The organism is Nanhaiella sioensis (genome assembly GCF_046557775.1).
GTDB classification, from domain to species: Bacteria; Bacillota; Bacilli; order Bacillales; family SM2101; genus Nanhaiella; species Nanhaiella sioensis.
In genome coordinates, this window is sequence record NZ_JBKAEG010000001.1 from 1,685,791 (window position 1) to 1,704,019 (window position 18,229).

The following is an 18,229-nucleotide window of genomic DNA, read 5'->3' on the forward strand; positions in this document are numbered from 1 at the left end:
GTACCTCTTTTTTAAATCTTCAGCTCTAGAAACTACCATTTTTAATTCTTAAAATTCCTCTCCAATTATGAAGTTTATTGTACTTTTAGCCTTATCACATTATAATATTTAGTGACGAGATAAATTTTAAAATCTGATTCAGAAAGGAACATATAATGAAGAAAACACCAAATTTGCACTTAGGAAATGCATCTTTGCACGCCGAAACGAAAGCGGTTTCGCTTAAAACGGTAACTATGAATAAGGACACTTATTTTAAGATTGAAAACTACAATCATATGAATCCATTCTTTATGACAGTAGTAAGTGATGTTGACCTTTGGATGTTTATATCAAGTACTTGCGGGCTGACTTGCGGTCGTAAAAATGCAGAGACAGCTTTATTTCCATATTATACAGATGATAAAATCCATGACAGTATTGAGACAACCGGATCACATACAGTCCTAATCGTCAATAAAGACGATAGGAACTTCCTGTGGAAACCTTTCTCTTTTCATAATGACAATGTATATAAGATTACAAGAAACCTATATAAAAACACTATAGGCAATAAAGTTATGTTTGAAGAGATCAACCATGACCTAGAGGTTAGTTATACCTATACATGGAAGAGTAGTGATTTATTTGGATTTATTAAAGAATCTAGAATAGTTAACATGGCTGATAAGGAAGTAGATATTAGAGTCCTAGACGGAATTCGTAACTTACTACCATATGGTGTCAATACGCTTTTACAAACCACAAAAAGTACGCTTGTCGATGGATATAAACGATGTGAATTAGTAGAAAAAGCAGGGCTTGGTATTTACACACTTAGTTCGATCATAACAGATAAAGCTGAGCCAAGTGAATCATTGAAAGCAACGACGGTTTGGTCAAAGGGACTTGAGAATCCTAGCTACCTTCTGTCAGAACAACAGATTAGAGCGTTCTCACAAAACGAAGAGATTCAAACAGAAGTTGATATTAAGGGTAGAAGAGGTTCTTACTATGTCGTAGATTCTATCCACCTTAATGGTAATGAATCGAAAAACTGGTATGTAGTAGCTGAGCTTAATCAAAGCGCTTCGAAAGTTGAGAAACTTATTAAAGAAGTTATGAACAATCAATCGATTCTTGAAGAGATTGAAGTTGATGTTTCAAAGAGTGAGTACAATCTTAAAAAACTAGTGTTTAATGCAGATGGATTCCAATGTACTTCAAATGAGAAGGAGGGTTATAGACATTTTTCAAATACCCTTTACAATATTATGCGAGGTGGCATATATGTAGATGGCTATGAGATTGATAGAGAGGATTTCAAAGCATTTGTAGGGAATTGGAATAAAGAAGTATATACGAAGCAACTGGATTTTATGAGCCGATTACCTGAAACAATTAACTATAATGAACTCATTGCTATGGTAGGACAGCTTAATTGCAAGGATTTTGAACGTTTAGTATTAGAGTACTTACCACTTACATTCAGTAGGCGACATGGAGATCCAAGTCGTCCATGGAATAAATTTAATATAGAGATTACCAAAGAAGATGGAAGCAAGGAGCTAAAGTTTGAAGGGAACTGGCGTGATATATTTCAAAACTGGGAAGCCTTATCCATTTCCTACCCTGCATTTACCGAGAGTATAATTGCTAAATTCGTAAATGCATCAACAGCAGACGGGTATAACCCGTATCGAATTACGAAAGACGGAATTGACTGGGAGAAGCTTGACCCTGAAGATCCATGGTCAAATATTGGATACTGGGGAGATCATCAAATTATTTATCTATTAAAGCTAATGGAATTATCAAAGGCTTATAATCCTGAAAAGCTACTGGACCTTCTTCATAAAGACATTTTTGTATATGCGAATGTGCCCTATAGAATTAAAGGATTTGATGCATTAGTAGACGACCCAAGAAACAGTATTGTTTATAGTGAAGAGAGTGAACAACATATTGACAACAAAGTTGCAAGTCTTGGATCAGATGGTAAGTTAGTTTACAACAGGGACGGTATCTACAAAGTTAATTTAATGGAAAAACTTTTGGTTACTATGCTTGCTAAGTTCTCTAACTATGTGCCTGAGGGTGGTATTTGGATGAATACTCAACGTCCAGAGTGGAACGATGCTAACAACGCTCTTGTTGGGAATGGAATGTCAATGGTTACCCTTTATTATTTGCATCGTTTCCAAGCTTATATGAGTCAAATAGTTAATGAAATTAAAGAGGACTCTGTTGAGGTTTCAGTTGAAGTGCTTCAGATGTTCAATGATACAATGGAGGTATTGGAGGATAGTCAACAATATCTTGGCGATAAAATGTCCGACAACACTCGTTTTAATATTGTAAAAGCGTTAGGTAAGATTGGCGAAACATATAGAAATTCTATTTATGACAATGGTTTTGCAGGCGAAAAAGCGGCACTTTCTATAGACTCCTTTAAAGAATTTATTGAGGTTTCAATGATTCATTTAAAAGATTCAATTAAAAAGAATAAACGAGAAGACGGTCTATACCACTCATACAATCTCATCCGATTTGATAACGAAAACTGTAGCATATCAAATCTTTATGAGATGTTAGAAGGTCAGGTTGCCGTTCTAAGTTCAAAAGCTTTAGATGGAAAAGAAGCCATTAATGTACTAGAGGCACTTAGAAATAGTTCTATTTATCGCGAAGACCAAGACAGCTATATGCTCTATCCAAACCGTGAATTGCCAAAGTTCTTAGAGAAAAATGTGATTCCTGATGAACAAGTTATGTCATCAACTGTTTTAAAAGCAGAACTGAATCAGAATCACACACGGTTTATTGAAAAAGATGTGAATGGGAAGTACCATTTTAACGGTCAGTTCAGAAACGGTGAAGAGATTCGAGAAGCACTAAAAGCCACAAAAGAGTATAACGATGAGGATATTAAAATTGTTGAAGAAATCTTCTCAAACCTTTTTGACCATCATGCTTTCACAGGACGCTCCGGTACCTTTTATAAGTATGAAGGGTTAGGATCTATCTATTGGCACATGGTATCAAAGCTAGTTTTGGCGACACAAGAAAGCTTCAATGATATATATTGTCAAAGTGGTATGAATGAAGAAACTAAGGCGCTTATGAATGAGTATGAAGCTATTAAGACAGGAATAGGATTAGAAAAATCACCGGAACAATACGGCGCATTTCCAACAGATGCTTATTCCCATACTCCAAGCTTTGCGGGAGTACAACAACCTGGTATGACCGGACAGGTAAAAGAAGACTTTATCTCTAGACTAGGCGAGTTAGGAGTAAAGGTAGAGGAGGGACGTATTTGTTTTAAACCGGAGTTATTAGCAAAGTCTGAGTTTTTAAAAGAAATGAAAACCTGGGCGCTACCTAGGAATAATAATGCTACCGAAACTGAAACAATCGAGTTAGATGAGAATTCCTTAGGATTTACATTCTGTGCAGTTCCGGTAATTTATTACCTAGAAGGCAACAAGAAAATCATCGTTTGTTATAAAGATGGTACAGAAAGTACTTTTGAAGATGTGGATACTTTAGATCTTGTAACAAGTCAAACTATTTTCAATCGTGAAGGTAAGATTGATAAAATTAAAGTGTATATCGACGGTAATAAATTGAAATAATCTTTGAGTTCTGAGTAGATTTTCTGCTCAGAACTTTTTTTGTGTCAGACCCCTGCTTGGATATATTAATAAAGTGCTATCAGATTGATAGCAAGTGATAGCAAAAACCCCCCGAACCATTTGTCCGAGGGAACATAAAACAAACTTCGATTTTTAGTTAAAAACACACTAAATCTAATGATACCAAGCTATTTTAACTCTATTAACGCTACGCACTCCACGTGGCTTGAGTGGTGATGGCAGATAGAAGGATGTAGTGGTGTTTACCTTGTTTAAATTTAACATAGAAAGATTGTTATTAGTAATTTAATAATCACACTGGATTGTAGAAAATAACAAAAGAAACAAGATATTATTTTTATTAAATTTTACCCTAAAATGAGTAATCACACCTGTTAAAATTGAATAATTAATCCCAGAAAAATATACATCTCTATTTGTAATGAATGATTATATAATTCCTTATGATGTCTCACAAAGCCCTTCTTGAATCTTTCTTTAATCCACTTGGAGTAATGTTAATATATTAAATTAATTTAAAAATATTCTTTCAATTAAACGCGATTCTTTTCCATTTGGTATTGGATAATAAAATGATTCATTTTCATTAGTTGACTTTTCTATTGTATATCCTCTAGCCCTCCGAATAACTAAGTCTTGCAAATTAGAAAAAAAATAAGAAAATGCAAGTCCCCCATGTAAATCATAAATACTATAATATGGAGGTCCTATGGTGTCTAGAGATTGTCCCGTTTCCCATAATTTAAGAAAATATTGATCTCCTAAAGCAATATGATTTGTGCAATAAGACAGTGCAGGAGGTATGATCTGATTAAAGTGACTCTTAATTAGGAGTGAAGAAAAGTCGTAATTTCTCAAATTTTCTATATATTTATTATGTCGATTACTGCTATTGTATGAAAAAACTCCATTAAATATATACTTATCAGAGTTATCATTAATAATAGTACCATTTTGATTTGATTTTTCTATTATTTTACATAGCTCATTTGGTCGAATAAGTGATTTCACTTCTATTACTCCAATAACATTTTCTGGAGTAGTTATAACAAAATCTCCTTCAGAAAATAAAACCGGAAATGAATTATCGTAAATTACTATGTCAATTTGAGAAGTGATTTTGTCACCATTCCTTACAAATCCAGTACCCACTGATAGATCTTTTGGTAAAACTCGTTTTAAATAATTCATCAGTATAATTTCTTTGTAACGGCCCTCTTCTCCCCAATGAGTAGCGTCAATTAGATTTCTCACCCTCTTTTCATATGCCTTGAATTCAGCTGCAATAGATCTTTGATACTCTAAATAATTTGGCAAATTTATTCACCTCATTTTATACCTGTACTTTTTCATTCAGTATTTATATTTCACTCTCATCAACACTTAAAGCTGATACAATTTTCAAGTTATAAAAAATACACCTTTAAATTATCAGAATTCATTGTTAATCTAAATTTGAGACCAAAGGATCCATGTCAATTCTCATGCCTAATTCCACCATCAATGTATCAATATTCAAAATACTTTTTGTGGATGAAAATGGACATAGATCCAGCAATTGCACGACTCTAAGAGTTTATTAAACTTGTTTCTCACTGTTATCCCTTCTAAACTAATTGACTTATTTTCTTATTAAAATTTAGATCCTTTAATGAGATGTCTTCTAACATAGTTGCTAAATCATTAATTCTAGTTGATTCTCTATCAAAGAAATCCAACACTATTAATTTAGTCATTGAAGTAAAAAGGATTATTACAAAAATTAACACCACAAAGATTACAAATAAACCAATAGCCATATTTAAGTTATCAATTCCATTATCAAATATCCATTTAACGAAAAAATTCCAAAGTGGTAAGAATAACCCTACTCCTAACCCCCTTATGAAAAGACCTGAGAATTTTCTACTATCAGATTCTTTATTTAATATATCTATTAACTTCTCAAGTTGTTGTTTTGAATCCAATTCTCTTAAAACAAATAGCTCTAACTTTTCATACCTTCTTTTATTTAAATATAATCCTCCCCACATTATACCTTGCTTTTTTTTAGGTATCTTATGTGCTTTTTCAAATATCTTTTTATTATGTTGATTTAATATAGCCCCTTCTAAAAGAAACAACAAAATTACCAATAAAGACCAAAATGTATTTTGGTTAAGTAGGAGATTAACCAATAAAACAATTAACAAAAGAAAAACAAGAATGTAAATAATTAACGCTAACCTATTCATATATTTGTAAACCATATTCCAAACACCAAGTTCTATTTTATAAAAATTGATAATTTCTTCTTTCAAATTTTCTCCCCCTTCAATTTAAGTAGTTCGACAAGTTATTACAATATCCTCCAAACCTTCAATTCCAATACATCTTTTTTTACAATTCAAAAAAGAGTCTTTCAGTGCGCTAATAATGAAATTCTTAATAATACAACATATTTTCTAATCCTCCAGCTTTAAAACCTGTCAACCCTTTATTATTCAAGAGGCAAAAGACAAAGAATACATATACATATGGGAGAAAAGCTTAATTCTTTTCCTGATTCTTCCACTAACTTGTTACTTTACGTGAAACTCTTCGCAATTTAAGGGATCTAAAAAAATGATACCAAAAAATAGATAATTATTGTTCTTATTTTACAGAATTATGGGAAATGTTGCTGCGCAGTATAAATTCTACTACGATATACCTCTTACTCAACAATCTGGCCCTTTATGCGGAAGACTTGAATCGGAGATAACTGAATTTATACATTTGAAAGCTCAATTATATAAATTCCACTTTAATATTAAACAAACTGCCAAAACATACATAGAATAAATGCCATTTACACCTAGAAATCTCAGAAACTTTAATTTTAATAATATTTTCCTTTTCCTTATAACTTTCATAACAGAGATATGCAAATACAATTACATCAATTCCTCTTATTACCTCTTCACTATCGTATATAAAAATATCTGAAGAAACACTTATTACATTCCTTTCGTTTAGACCGACTTGTTTAGCTGTCAATAATTGGTCATTAACTCTTATTTTTTTGACCTAGTGTATGAGCATAATACCTCTGTAAATCTATTTATAGTTCCTCATCACTTGTTGATAATTCAAATAAATCCAAGAATACCAACATTAACGACTGTTTTCATTATCTCTAAAACACTTAAAATTCACCCCATGAAATTGCTAAAGAGGTGGAAGAACTACAATCTTACTATTAAAAAAAGACTCTTAAAAAGAGTCTTTTAATTCATAATAAAACTAAACCAAGTTTATTATCTCCAAGGATATAATTTATTTAGCCTCATAGTCTTATCTTCCAAATAGCTTTCAACCCACCGAACAGATTCACTCAAACATTCTTCTAGAGTTGATTCAGTGTACTTAAACACCTTTATATTCTTTGAGTCGACTTCATAATCTCCTTGCATCCATGTATCACCTGTATTTTCTTTTTGAATCCAGATTGCCGCAAATCGGTTAACCGCGCAGATCTTTGCTTCATCAATCTGACCAGCTGGAACAGATTTTTCAATTATTATAAACCTAGATAATGAAGCATAAGCAAGCATCTTTTCCTCATTAGTTAACACTTCTATTTCTGGCTGTTTCTTTATTAAGATAGGTTGATAACCCATCCTCTCAACCACTCCCGAAATATTCTCCAATTCCTCCATATTTTCTTCAGGAGAGTCCTTCCCTAAAATTAACACCAGTTTATTTTTACATTCATGAACCCAGTCATTTACACTTGTATTAGTACCGTTAACATCATAGACTCTATTACTATATTGGCTAAATTTTTCCTCTGTTAATGGTTCGACTAAATCCAGATGTTTAAAGTCATTAATCAGTCGTTCCCTATAAAACTCCTTTGATTGAAGTAATAATAATAACTTTTCAGAAAGTTCCCTTTTCGAAATAGTTTCTACAATTTTTTCGCAAAACTCTACCGTAGTAAAATACTTCGAATATACCTCATTTTTTTCTATGTTTAGTTGTCTTAAAAGACTAAATAACTCCATATCCGAATAGCTCGATGTTAAAAATTTTATCATTTTATCCTGATCTTCAAAATCTAAATTAAAAAGTGAAACCAAATAGTTTTCCTCCTTCTCCCTTGCTATCAAGTTCTAATCTTACATGGTCTTTTGTTATTTCATCTTCCGGCATTGTAATTGTTGTTATTATATATTGAAAATCAACTTTACCATGTGTCTCTATCTGTTGCTTCTCTAAATCAATAATATAACTAAAAATTCGGTGGTACACATCTATATCAATATCATTTACGTTAGGTGAGTCATGTACAAGAAATTTTGGGTGATACGTTTGATTAGAAAGTGATAATTCTAGTAGTGTTAAGTCAAAAGCTATTACTTTTACTATTTGAGCTGCAGCACCTTTATCTATACTTTCTTCTTCATTCATATAAGCAAGAGCAACTTCGATGTTCCCAGCTTTAGGACTAAATTTTAATATCCCCTTTCTAGAACCATTATATAAATATCTAACCACTTTATCATACGTAGATATTAATTTTTCACGGTTCTTTTCTACTTCTATATTCGCTAAATCTAGTTCATTACTTATTTCCTTTTTCTTCTCCTTGTAATATATCCATTTCTTTTTATACCCTTCCACATCACTCAGAGCCTTTTGTAAACCCAATAGTTCTGTCTTTTCACCATTAAATTCCATTAATTTTTCTTCTTCTTTATTTAGTTGTTCGACAATTTTGCTATTTCTACTTCTTAACTCTTCTTTAAATAATTTAATTTCCTTAATAAGAAATTGAATTTTTTCTTCAAACCTATTATTTTGCGAACGCAGAACAAATATTGCATTCTTCAAGTCAGATAATTCATTATTCAATATCTTTTTTATAATTAAAACTGTGCTTTCTTTGTCTTTGATAATTTCATTTTCCTTTTTCTTGCAATCATTTGAACCTTTATGTTTTTTATTTATAGGATTTAAACAAACTGGGCATGTTTCTTGTTCAAAATTATCAAAAAGTGATGAAGCATATGAATATAAATTAAAAGTTTCCAACTCTTTAATTATTTCATTTATTGTTGCTTGGTAATTATGTATTCTAGAATGATTAGAGTTTATTCTTTTATTTAAATTTTCAATCTCCTCTTCAACTTCAGCCATATTTTTTTTAATGATCCTCTTATCTTCACTTTCCCTCATTAAAGTTTCTCTACGAATTTTTACATTTTTTTGTGCTTTTACTATTTCAACATCCAAGTTACTTATGCTACCCTCTAAGTCATCTAATTCATCTTGAAACTTCTTATTGATATATTTTGAAATAATATTAAAGTCTTGTAATGCATCCTTTCTATTCTCTTCAACATCTATAAGATCTTTTTCAAGGTTCATTTTCCTTGCAGTACTTAAACCTGAGAAAAACTCCGCCCTGAGTCGAGCAAGTTGTTGCCCTTCACTCATTCCAAAAGGTTTGTAAATATCACTAAATCCACTAACTTGGTCCCTTAATAACAAAGGTAAAAATTGCCTAAGACTTAGCAATTTTTCCTCTCCACTAAAGTTATATTGTAGCAGTAAATGCTCTTCTAGGAAGGCTTTATAATCATTAAAATCAGGTCCAATTAACTTTCCAACAGGCTTTTCTTTTAAAAGCTCCTTTGCTACCCATCCTTCAAAAATAAAAGCTTCACTTTTATCAACTAATTTTCTTTTTAATGTATAATTCTGATCATTAATCATTACTTCCATAATCAAGTAATGCTCAAGTAATTCTCTTACCGCAATTTTATCATCCTTCTGTAAGAAATCCGTTCTCGCTAACCCATAATCTAATAACCTAACAAAAGTTGATTTCCCTAAACTATTTCTTGGCCCATTATCCTCACTAGATTCAAGTTTTTCTGCGCGAATAACGTTTAACCCTTTTCGCAAAATTACGTTAACTTTACCTTTAATGGGTTGGGTACATACATAATTTACATATAATTTAATCATTTAAGTCACCAACTATCTTAGAAATCTTTTCATTTAAAATATCAGTAGGGTATGTATTAATTACCTTTGAAATATATTCGCATTTTTTATAAACATATTTATTTTTTCTTATTTCTTCTTTAAAACCTAATACAACTTCATCATTAATCAATAATTCTTCGCCATCAACCTTTATTAAATTTCTAGATAGTAATTCAATGAAACCTTTTTGAAATCTATCGTTATATTTTTCAATTAAGAAGGGGGTAAGTACTGTATCGAGATTAAAGTAATCCCATTGGGGAAATTCTGAAAAAACTTCTTTGCTATTTTCGATTTCAGAGATAATTATCTGGAGGACATTACTAAATCTAAATAAATATAAGCCAACTGCAAGCTGTTGGATTGAACATTTTCTAAAATTAAGCATTAAGTTAAGCATAATAAATCCATTTAGTTTTGAACTTTCCTCTATTTGGTATAACATTTCCTCGTAATCAAAATTTCTAGTCATATAGAGACACCACTATTCATTAAATATTAGGCACCTAGAAGCAGTACCAAAAATTATTCCATATAAGTGATCACTTGTATCTAGGCTTTCTTTATATTCTTCAGTTAGAAATGAATAAAGCTTATTGAGTAAATCACTTAATCTTTTCTCAGCAGAGTATTCTTCAACTGGAAATTCCGCAAGAACACTTTGATATAACTGTCTTACCTTTAACTCAATTTTATTATATGATTTATAACCTAATTTCTTCGCTTTTCTTTGCATAACTGAATTATCATTTTTGTGAAAGACAGCTAATTCACTTGTGCTTTCTGAAAATCTTGCTTTATTTTTGAGTTTCACTCTAAATTCTGTATGTTCATCATCACTACTACCTTCATTCTCCACTTCAACATCATCATCAAGGGCCTCAAGAGAGTTTAACAAATCTTCATATAACTTTCCAAAAGCGATGGCTAATTGATTATTTAAACTTCTTGTAGTTACTTTATCTTGTTTAAAGGAAATCATAATGTCTATTTCTTTTTCTATTAAGTTACATTTTTCCTTTTGATTTGCACGAGTTACTATTATATTCGCTTTCAGTTCATTATTTGATAAAGAAGGGTAAATGTTTTGTGGGTATTCCCCTAATACCCTTGCTAGAGCATTAAATTGAGATTCATTCAATTCACAGCCAATAATCTTTTTTATTAACGCATCTTCAGCTTCCGGAGTAAGACGATTCATAAGCTAACCTCACATAGAACAAAATTTAAATAATAATTCTATTATAATACTAAAATATTACAATTTCATTAATAAGTAAAAATCTTATGAATATAAAATTAATGCCAATATAAATCTATATAAAATATTGTAGACTGTTCGTAAGAGATGAGAGGGTGGGAAACAGCTGTATTTATTTTCTAAAGGTCAGCACAAAATGAAATTCTTTAGAAATACAATACTGACTATCTTGGTAGCAATATCATTGGTAGTTTCTCAGGTAACTTCAAAATACTGAGACTCAAGGTTCGCAATTCCAAAATGATGGTAAAATACAAAACCCGTACACGTATTTTGATATCCCTCTCTCAAAAAGGAGCAGCTAAATCCCCATGCACTGCTAAAATACTTACGAAAACTGAACACCTAATATCATTGACAGAATAATAACAATAAAGATTGGGATATAAAACATTATTTAGGTCGAAGAAAAGCATATATATATATCCATTCATCTACATCCTTTTAAAAATAAGATGTATTCATGGAAGAATCAATTTTTTGAGGTTTCTTTATACGACGAATCTCATCATACACAATTTTCTAAATAACCTTTCCTGTCTTAGATAATACCCATCAAGAAACCAAAAGAAAGCTTTTATGGTCTAATAGTATCGGTTAATAGAAAAATTAATTGTTTAGATTTTAAACTAATGGTTTATGATAATTATAGAAACAATAATAATAAATATAATACAAATTCAACATTATAAAATATGATTAGATTAATTTGTAGGGAGTTTTATATTATGCTAATTCGTCATCCTAATAAAACATATTATTTTCAATATATTTATCACTTTTATGATTTAAAAAACAAAATACGCACATTAAATTCTGAACAACTTTTATATGTCGGTTCCATTGTAATTGCAGAAACAGTCAGTGCCACTTATGCTATGAAGATTACTCAAATGTGGAAAGAAAAAGAAAAGATTTATTTTAAATGGGAGTCTTCACCTGTAGCCATTTGTCATGTAAAAACCGATTGGGTATGAATAGCTTAGTTCTACTTGTTTAAATAAGAAAAAAAAGATCTTACCTCCTCAAAATTTAATATATTAAATTCTAAATAAATGTTAACTTTTAATGTCTGTTACTTATTGATATTTCCCAACAATATCAAGGTTTTTTCTCAATTGGAATAAAATGAATTGTACAATTAATGAAAGAAATAAAAATATCCTCCCTCTTCAAAGGACAGTATGTAGGCTTATTCAACATGGTCTTTCTAAGAAGGCAATAGTTGAGATAACAGACATAACATCTGATCAATATGATAACCAAGTTGCACTAAAAAAAGGTTCATCTACCTTATGTCTATTTAACTGAAGAAGAAACAGCTGAGTATGAACAACTCATACGAGACATTCATCAAGCTAAATCTATTTATGAACTCATTGATCCATCATAAGAAGAAGAACGTATAGTTCTCATTCAAAAGGTACTACAAAGATACATAAGTGACTATAACGGTTTACAGGATTCAGATGAAGATATATATGGGAAATTTGTTAAAACATCTGTAACAAAACAGTAAGGCCAAAGGAGCATATTCTTTACTTGGCTTATATTTGGAAATGAAATAAACCTAAAACGAGAGGTTGTATTAATAAATATTTCTAAATGATTCAACTTTAATTAAAACCACTTGCACTAACGTGTGGTCAGAGTGTAGGGAATGAGGTAGTTTTTCTCTACACTCTTTTAATTTATTTGAAAACAACACTTGTGATCTCGAAGATAAAACAAATAACATAAGTAAACCAACCACCTAGCAAAGGGAATTGATAATTTCTTTAAATTAGAAAAGATCAATAGTACACTTTTAGAGATACAATTGAATTTTTGGTTATAGTCCAAAAATCAATAGGTTTAGAATAACTTTTTATCTTGAAAAGTCAGAAAATATGGTTCACCGTTATTATTTAAGAGACAAAAAGAGCATCAGGCTTCCTATCCTGATGTTGATTTTTACTTTTCAAAATTAATTAGTTCACTTAAAACTTCAATTTCATTCAACTGTAAGACTTCCAAATGTACTAAGAGTTGAAAAATCTTTAAGAAGCCTTTGTTGTCTATTAATTGGATGTTCGGCAACTATTCAATATAATTACTATAGAATAATAATTCTAATGTAAAAAAAGCAAACAAACAAAGGCGCTTTTCAGTATTATTTCTGAAAAACGCCATTTTGTCGAAATTGTTATACCTTTGAAGTTCAACCCTCATTCCAAAAATACCCATTATATTTATAAGAATTTTAATCACACAAAAGTTGAGTCTCTTTTGGTTGTCAAATAGCTTTTATAGAAGGTTTAAGTGACTGTGAAGCTAGCTGATACAATTCTTCAATTTCTATTTCTCGATTGTAAATTTCTTCTTCAACCCCACTAGCCATAGATTTTATACTCCTTATCCTATTTTCTGAATTTTAATTTTCACCATTACTCTTGGCATGAGTATCCTTGGTACAATTCCAGTTGCTTGCCACTCCATCCACTCGGCATTGCTGACCAATTACTTTTATCATCCGGTATTGTCTTTACTGGACAACGAAAAGCAATAGTAGTAAAAGTATCTTCCTTTTTACTTTGATGGATAAAATATGGACGGTGCTTAAACCAATGAACACACTCATGGGCAAGTGTATTATTCTCTCGTCCTGTATGGTTTACATATCTGTTGATAAATACCGTACCTTTTTTCACTTATAAACCTATATACTCCTTTGTGACGGAATTATAATATCAATGAATCCATCACAAAGTGTAATTCCACCTATAATATCCAGATTTTCAGAAAAACTCTCTGTCCCAATAACTTTTAATTGTATTTTTTTCTGCAATGTCTAAGATTCGGACAGGCATCGGCTTTTTCAAGGCTTTTGGGCAATACTTATTTAAAAATTCACTTGTAACTGCATCAAAATCGTCTTTATATACAATTGGTACAAATGAAGATGTATATTTTTGTTTCATGAATCCTCTCCTTAAACCCACTTTCATTACCCCTCTTTTATTAAATGTCCTAAATCAGAACAAACATAAAGGGTTAAATAAAGCTATTGATCACATAAAGGTATCCAATTGGATCTATTTATCCTCTCTTAATAACCTATAAATTTCTTCCATATACACAATGGTTATCCGCTCCCGAAGTTCTGCATTTTCAAGTAACAATGTATAGAAATCCATGTTTTGCTCGTACCCTGCCACCAGAGCATCCTCGACGCTATCTTCATAAGTGAATTTGAAATCATCTATTGGGTTATTTTTAGCACTCGCTCTTAATCTTCCATCTTTTAATAATAAATCTCGAATTTGCATTGCAGATTTTGATGCCACATCCGGCTCATAATCTTTATCATACAAAGAATTTATTTCATCTATTATTGCTGACAATAACTTCTTATTTACAACCTCTGGATTGGAAGGTGTAGGTTTTTTGAGTTTTACTTCTGGAGTAGATTTAACATCGGCTGTCTTATTTTCAAAAGTTTTTACTTGCCTAAAGCTACTAACGGTAATTTTGTCAGCGACGTCAAAATCATTACCGCCTCCCCCAACATTGATTTCCTTGATTAGATAAGACAAAAAGTTGTATTTCTTATGCAAAGTAACATTTTCATAGGCAGTAGCTTGAATCAAGAAGGTATAACCCTTCAAAAATTGTTTAATTGTTCCACGAACTTCAACCTTCTTTAGTTCTGCCTTTTTATCAAATTCCCTCAATGATTTATCCAAAAGTGACCACATCTTTGATTTATCCTTACTTGTACGCTTTTCCTGATATAGATATGTATTAAATATATCTATATCATCCGAATCCAAAATACCATGTCCATCAATTACCTTTTCTACATGACGAATATCTGAAGGAGTAATTGTTTCAAACAAAATAGTGTCTTTATAATAAAGCTCAAACGCTCTTTTAATATCCTCGTACTCATTCTTAAAATCAAGAATAAAAGTTGTTTTGTCATATGGAGGATAGATGCGATTTAGGCGAGATAATGTTTGAACAGCAGAAGTTTTATGCAACTTCTTATCCACATACATAGCTACCAGCTTGGGCTGATCAAAACCTGTTTGATATTTATCTGCTACAAGAAGCACTTGATAACTACTTTTATCAAACTCCTCTCTTAACTCTTCTTCGCTAACACCATTCATAACCGGCTCTGTATAGTCTTTACCCTCAATTGGCACTTTTCCAGAAAAAGCGACAAGAGCACGAATATTATTATAACCATTAGAAATAATGTATTTTTCAAATTCCTGCTTATATCGGACCGCCAATTTACGAGAAGATGTTACAACCATAGCTTTTGCTTTTCCATCCAATAAATGAGCAACATTTGACCTAAAATGTTCAATAATTATTTCTATCTTCTGAGCAATATTAGTATCATGTAAGTCGATAAATCTAGCTATCTTACGCTTTGCAGGGATAGAATGTAATTCTGGATCTTCCTCGGTTTTTTTATTTAAATGAAAATATGTTTTCCAGGTCACGTAGTTATCCAACACATTTAAAATATATCCTTCTTCAATGGCCTGTTTCATTGGATACAGATCGAATGCGTTTTTTTGGCCTTGTTCGTTAAGTGTTCCAAAAAGTTGAATAGTCTCAGGTTTTGGAGTTGCCGTAAATGCAATCATTGATACATTTTCCTGTTTTCCACACTTTTGTATTTCCTCACGAATTTTGTCTTCTTCGGTTATTTCCTCATCAGTTTCTCCACCTGAAAGCACAGTGGTTACAGCATTCATTAAAGTACCACTTGTAGAGGAGTGTGCTTCATCTATTAGAACTGCGAAACTCTTATTTTTCATATTCCCTAATAAATTTTGTTCTAGAATATAGTAAAACTTATGAATTGTTGTTACGACTATCTTTGTATTCCCTGCCAATGCATCTGCTAAGTCTGCGGATGTACACTTATCATCCATTACCTTAATTTGCCCTAACTTATGATCAATACCTGACACAGCATCTTGCAACTGTCTGTCCACAATAATTCTATCTGTAATGATAAGAATAGTATCAAAGATATTTCTTTCAGAACGGTCATAAAGGGATGAAAGTATATGAGCTAGCCAGGCTATTGTATTTGTTTTACCAGAGCCTGTTGAATGTTCAATCAAATAATTACTACTTGTTCGGTTTTCAATCATATCGTCCATCAGTTTTTCTATGCACCGAAGCTGATGATAACGTGGAAATATCAGATTTTCCGAGTAACTTTTTTTACTTGTGTCTGGATTTTTAGTTTCTTTTTGCTCCACAAAAATAAAGCGCTCAATCAGAAAAAAGATTTTATCCGTTTTCCAGATGTCCTCCCACATATAAGAAACGTTAATTCCATCTTTATTATGCGGATTTCCTCTGCCATAATCTTCAGATCCTTTGTTAAATGGACGGAATAATGACGACATTCCTTTTAGTTCGGTACACATAAAGACTTCCTTTAAGTCCATTGCGAAACAAGTTAAGCAACCAGACTTAAACCTAAACAGACGAGTCTTATGATCACGCTGTTCCTTAAATTGCTTAATTGCATCCTCATAATTTTGACCCGAGGTATTACACTTTAACTCAACAGCAAATATTGCAAGGCCATTTAGAAATATAACCAAATCTATACGCTCATCCTCTTTATGATAGACCTCCTCCATAACAGACAAGATATTTGCATTATATAGTGCTGTTGCTTTCTGATTAAACGAAGTAGCTGGCTGACGATACATTAGTTGAAGTGTTGCACCATTATCAAATTCAACACCATTTTTTAATACATCAATCAAACTCCTACTAGATTTATTAATTTCTTGATTAATAAAGTTTATAATAGTTTGTTCAGTTTTGTTTTTGTAAAACTTTCGCAACCTTTCCATTACATTTGGTTGTGTGTTTTCCAAAAACTGTAGTAAAATCTCAGTGTCCATCGCTAATCTTGAACTATATTTTTCAGCTGGTCGAACCAGATAACCGTTGTCCTCCTCAAGCCGCTCAACAATTAGCTTTTGATAATCTTCTTTTTCTCGTAACTGGTTTGCTGTTATTGGCATATTTCTTCAACCTCCTTTACCCGTGATTTACCAGTTACATATTCATAAATTAAGGATCTTCTATATTGCCTCATATTTGCAATCGACTGTTTCTTTTCAGCAAGGATTGTATCAATCTTTTCACATTTTTGATCAAGGTAATTAGCGATTCTTTGCTGTTCTGAAGTATTAATGGTATAGGGGAAATGGAAATTTTGCACATTTTTCCTATCTAATGTTGGAACTGCTGAACCACTTCCTAAGCTCTTAATATCAATACTCTTCAATACATAATATAAATATTTTGCAATATTCCCCTTAAGATCTTTTATAAAAATCGCAGTATTGTGTGCCCAAAAATCTTCTTCAATGTAATTTACTTCCCCAATACTTCCACTTCTGCCTATCGTAACATTTGGTGATTTGGTAGTAATTGTGTCATGATAACCAATTAACCCATTTGATCCATAAACTGGTGTATTATTAGCAATAAATTCACTCTGTGCTAAGTCATACCCTCTCTGTAGAAGAAAAAGATTTTTTAACCTTGCCACTTCCCAATGCTTTGGAATGTCTCCAATCCACTTAATACCGCAATCTTTCATTGGTACCGATTTATCAATCCCCTTAGTTACCGTTTCAATTATGAGAGATTTTTTATATGTTTGAAGAACTTCCACTTGTTTCTCCATATCACAAATAATAGAGTCAAGTTTTGCACATTGAGTATCTAAAAAATTTGCAATAGCTTTTTGTTCTAGCATCGGAGGAATAGGATATTTAAATTCAGCGAAGTCATTTTGATAAAGGTGAATAATTGTACTGTTTCCAGAATTTCTATAATTAAACCATGTCCAAAACACTTTAGATTGCAACACCCAAAATAAAAACTTTCTATCATAATTTTCATCAGTAACTATACGTAATACACCACTATTTAAGGAAGCTTCTTTATTTAAATTATCCACAATTGCAACTTTACCAACTGTACCATCTTTAGTAATAAGCAAATCACCGTTTTTAATTTGAATATCACGTGCCTCTTTCCAACGTTCAATTGGTACATGGACGCACTTATCCCAATCAATGTGACCATTTTTAAAATCTACACCAGTAATAAGGTACGCTCCCTCATCTGTATATTCATCAGATGTAAGCCCTTGCCAACCTATCCGACCTTTTAAATTGGCAATATATTTGATTCTTTTAACATTCCAGCTTAACGGAATATCCCCAATCCACCAAATACCGCTAGGTTTTGTCTCCTTTGTCATACTAAA

Annotated in this window: 12 protein-coding genes; 2 read left to right on the forward strand and 10 right to left on the reverse strand. The window is 31.6% G+C overall.

All coding sequences use genetic code 11. The features are described 5' to 3' along the window. The first annotated feature begins 155 nt into the window (after positions 1 to 155). On the forward strand, positions 156 to 3,617 hold the full coding sequence (locus V1503_RS07775) for a 1,3-beta-D-glucan phosphorylase, GH149 family (RefSeq protein ID WP_410626071.1): 3,462 nt from the start codon (positions 156 to 158) through the stop codon (positions 3,615 to 3,617). A gap of 531 nt (positions 3,618 to 4,148) precedes the next feature. On the opposite strand, the gene V1503_RS07780 is transcribed toward V1503_RS07775, so the two are convergent. From V1503_RS07780 to V1503_RS07805, 6 genes are all read right to left on the reverse strand, one after another. Then, positions 4,149 to 4,955, reverse strand: a complete 807-nt coding sequence (locus V1503_RS07780) for a DUF6602 domain-containing protein (protein WP_410626073.1) — start codon at positions 4,953 to 4,955, stop codon at positions 4,149 to 4,151. Between the two features lie 290 nt (positions 4,956 to 5,245). Continuing rightward, positions 5,246 to 5,938 carry a hypothetical protein gene (locus tag V1503_RS07785; protein WP_410626075.1) on the reverse strand — a complete coding sequence of 231 codons (693 nt, stop codon included), beginning with the start codon at positions 5,936 to 5,938 and terminating at the stop codon, positions 5,246 to 5,248. Between the two features lie 978 nt (positions 5,939 to 6,916). Further along, entirely contained in the window at positions 6,917 to 7,741 is an 825-nt protein-coding gene (locus tag V1503_RS07790; protein ID WP_410626077.1) for a hypothetical protein, read from the reverse strand. After that, the gene (locus V1503_RS07795; RefSeq protein ID WP_410626079.1) at positions 7,725 to 9,635 is read right to left on the reverse strand and encodes a DUF2326 domain-containing protein; all 1,911 of its coding nucleotides are present in this window, start codon (positions 9,633 to 9,635) and stop codon (positions 7,725 to 7,727) included. Before V1503_RS07795 ends, V1503_RS07790 begins: the two co-directional genes overlap by 17 nt. After that, positions 9,628 to 10,128 (reverse strand): hypothetical protein, encoded by a 501-nt coding sequence (locus V1503_RS07800; protein WP_410626081.1) that lies wholly within the window; start codon positions 10,126 to 10,128, stop codon positions 9,628 to 9,630. Before V1503_RS07800 ends, V1503_RS07795 begins: the two co-directional genes overlap by 8 nt. A gap of 12 nt (positions 10,129 to 10,140) precedes the next feature. Continuing rightward, positions 10,141 to 10,857, reverse strand: coding sequence for a hypothetical protein (locus tag V1503_RS07805; protein WP_410626083.1), 717 nt, complete (start codon positions 10,855 to 10,857; stop codon positions 10,141 to 10,143). A gap of 788 nt (positions 10,858 to 11,645) precedes the next feature. On the opposite strand from V1503_RS07805, the gene V1503_RS07810 reads away from it, so the two are divergent. Further along, positions 11,646 to 11,894, forward strand: a complete 249-nt coding sequence (locus tag V1503_RS07810; RefSeq protein ID WP_410626085.1) for a hypothetical protein — start codon at positions 11,646 to 11,648, stop codon at positions 11,892 to 11,894. Positions 11,895 to 13,343: 1,449 nt separating this feature from the next. Here the strand turns inward: V1503_RS07810 and V1503_RS07815 are convergent. The 4 genes from V1503_RS07815 to V1503_RS07830 form a co-directional block, all read right to left on the reverse strand. Continuing rightward, on the reverse strand, positions 13,344 to 13,607 hold the full coding sequence (locus V1503_RS07815) for a M78 family metallopeptidase domain-containing protein (protein WP_410626087.1): 264 nt from the start codon (positions 13,605 to 13,607) through the stop codon (positions 13,344 to 13,346). Between the two features lie 87 nt (positions 13,608 to 13,694). Further along, positions 13,695 to 13,877: a hypothetical protein gene (locus V1503_RS07820; protein ID WP_410626089.1), complete on the reverse strand. Its 183-nt coding sequence runs from the start codon at positions 13,875 to 13,877 to the stop codon at positions 13,695 to 13,697. A gap of 114 nt (positions 13,878 to 13,991) precedes the next feature. Then, positions 13,992 to 16,970, reverse strand: a complete 2,979-nt coding sequence (locus V1503_RS07825) for a type I restriction endonuclease subunit R (protein ID WP_410626091.1) — start codon at positions 16,968 to 16,970, stop codon at positions 13,992 to 13,994. Beyond that, the gene (locus V1503_RS07830; protein ID WP_410626093.1) at positions 16,961 to 18,223 is read right to left on the reverse strand and encodes a restriction endonuclease subunit S; all 1,263 of its coding nucleotides are present in this window, start codon (positions 18,221 to 18,223) and stop codon (positions 16,961 to 16,963) included. The genes V1503_RS07825 and V1503_RS07830 overlap by 10 nt, the downstream gene beginning before the upstream one ends. Positions 18,224 to 18,229: the final 6 nt, after the last annotated feature.